We start from the raw sequence: 2,226 nt of genomic DNA, 5'->3' as shown, positions 1-2,226 counted from the left end.
GATCTCGTCGCCCTGATCCTCGCCCAGCAGCTTGCCCTCGGGCGGGATCGCGCTGGCCTCGGCCTCCGGGTCGGGCGGGCCGAAGGGGCGGGTGTAGCGGCACTCGGGATAGTTGGAACAGCCGATGAAGGCCCCGCCGGACCGCGCCGTGCGCATCGACAGGCGGCCCGCCCCGCAGTTGGGGCAAAGCCGCGGGTCGCTGCCGTCCTCGGTGGGCGGAAAGAGATGCGGCTCCAGCACCTCGTTGATCTTCTCCAGCACCTCGGTGATGCGCAATTCGCTGGTCTCGGCGATGGCCGCCGAAAAGTCGCGCCAGAACCGGCCCAGCACGTCCTTGTAGTCGGCATCGGCCGCACTCACCTTGTCGAGCTGGTCCTCCAGATCGGCGGTGAAATCATAGCCCACGTACTTCCGGAAATAGTTTTCCAGAAAGGCCGTCACCAGCCGGCCCTTGTCCTCCGGGATCAGCCGCTGGCCGTCCTTGCGCACATAGCCGCGGTCCTGAATCGTGGTGACGATGCTGGCATAGGTCGAAGGCCGCCCGATGCCCAGCTCCTCCATCCGCTTGACGAGCGTCGCCTCGGTATAGCGGGGCGGGGGCTGGGTGAAATGCTGTTCCGGGGTGACGGCGCGCTTGTCCATCGCGTCCCCTTCGGAGACCTGCGGAAGACGCTTGTCATCGTCATCCACAACGTCGTCGCGGCCCTCTTCATAGACCCGCAGGAACCCGTCGAAGAGCACCACCTGACCGGAGGCCCGCAGGCCCACCTGTTCATCCTTGCTGCCGATCTCCACCGTGGTGCGTTCCAGCCGCGCGCTTTCCATCTGGCAGGCCAGCGTCCGCTTCCAGATCAGATCGTAAAGCTTGGCCTGATCGCTTTCGAGCTTCAGCGACGGCGCATCCTTGGTCATATCCGTGGGGCGGATACATTCATGCGCTTCCTGCGCGTTCTTGGCCTTGTTCTTGTAGATGCGCGGCTCTTTCGGGACGTAATCACCGCCGAAACGGTCCTTGATCGCGTCCCGCGCCATGGTGACGGCTTCGGGCGCCATGTCGATCCCGTCGGTCCGCATGTAGGTGATATGCCCCGCCTCATAGAGGCGCTGCGCCGTGCTCATGGTCTGGCGCGCGCCCATGCCGAACTTGCGGCTCGCTTCCTGCTGCAGGGTCGAGGTCATGAACGGGGCCGAAGGGTTGCGGCTGGCGGGCTTGGCTTCCACGCTGGTGACGCGCAGATCGCGGCTGGTGATCGCCTGCACCGCCATTTCCGCCTGCGTTTCATTGGCCAGATCGAAACGGTCCAGCTTCTTGCCCGCCAGCGTGACCAGCCGGGCTTCGAATTCCTGCCCGCGCGGCGTGGCCAGCAACGCCTTGACGGACCAGTATTCGCGGGCGCGGAAGGCCTCGATCTCCATCTCGCGCTCGACGATGATACGCAGGGTGACGGACTGCACACGGCCGGCGGATTTCGCCCCCGGCAGCTTGCGCCAGAGCACGGGCGACAGGTTGAACCCCACAAGGTAGTCGAGCGCGCGCCGCGCGAGATAGGCTTCGACCAGCGGCATATCCACCTGCCGGGGGTTCTTCATCGCCTCGGTCACCGCGGCCTTGGTGATGGCGTTGAAGACCACGCGGCTGACGGGCGTGTCTTTCTTGATGGATTTGCGCTTGGTCAGCGCCTCCTGCAAATGCCAGGAGATCGCCTCCCCCTCGCGGTCGGGGTCAGTCGCGAGGATGAGCGCATTGTCGTCCTTCAGCGCGTCGGCGATGGCCTTGACGTGTTTCTTGCTGTCGCTGGCGACCTCCCACTGCATGGCGAAATCATGCTCGGTATCGACCGAACCATCCTTCGGCGGCAGGTCCCGCACATGCCCGTAGGAGGCCAGAACGGTATAGTCATCGCCAAGGTACTTGTTGATCGTTTTGGCCTTGGCAGGGGATTCGACGACGACAACAGGCATGAAAATAAGCACCTTGCAGGAAATGGGAGGAACCGAGTTCGGCAGTCACATGTGGGAGGCAGGGGGGGATTGTCAATGCGCGCCGGTCCCGCCCGCCCCCGGTGGACCGGTCCGCACCCTGCGCGGATGGAGCGGCCCTGTCGGGCTGCCGCTGGAGCGCGAGGCCAGCCCGCAGCGCGCGGGCGGGGAGGGGCGGAAGGGTTCGTGACCCCCTGATAATGCTACCATAACGGGTTTCGCCTGCCCTGCGGGGCCGCAAGGCAT

At 65.2% G+C, this 2,226-nt stretch carries 2 protein-coding genes; one reads left to right on the top strand and one right to left on the bottom strand.

The genetic code is table 11. From position 1 onward, the window contains the following. Positions 1-1,962, bottom strand: a 1,962-nt coding sequence (gene topA / locus A3764_RS15365) for a type I DNA topoisomerase (protein ID WP_067951736.1), incomplete at its 3' end; no start/stop codon positions are given. On the opposite strand from topA, the gene A3764_RS24755 reads away from it, so the two are divergent. Beyond that, positions 1,961-2,170: a hypothetical protein gene (locus tag A3764_RS24755; protein ID WP_150121363.1), complete on the top strand. Its 210-nt coding sequence runs from the start codon at positions 1,961-1,963 to the stop codon at positions 2,168-2,170. The genes topA and A3764_RS24755 overlap by 2 nt on opposite strands. Positions 2,171-2,226: the final 56 nt, after the last annotated feature.

The organism is Sulfitobacter sp. HI0129 (assembly GCF_001635395.1).
Taxonomy (GTDB): Bacteria; Pseudomonadota; Alphaproteobacteria; order Rhodobacterales; family Rhodobacteraceae; genus Sulfitobacter.
This window is presented reverse-complemented; position numbering and strand designations above follow the sequence as displayed.

Bases quoted from the DNA above. Each gene is read 5' to 3' on its own strand.
- A3764_RS24755 (WP_150121363.1), top strand. From the start codon at position 1,961: ATGAAAATAAGCACCTTGCAGGAAATGGGAGGAACCGAGTTCGGCAGT.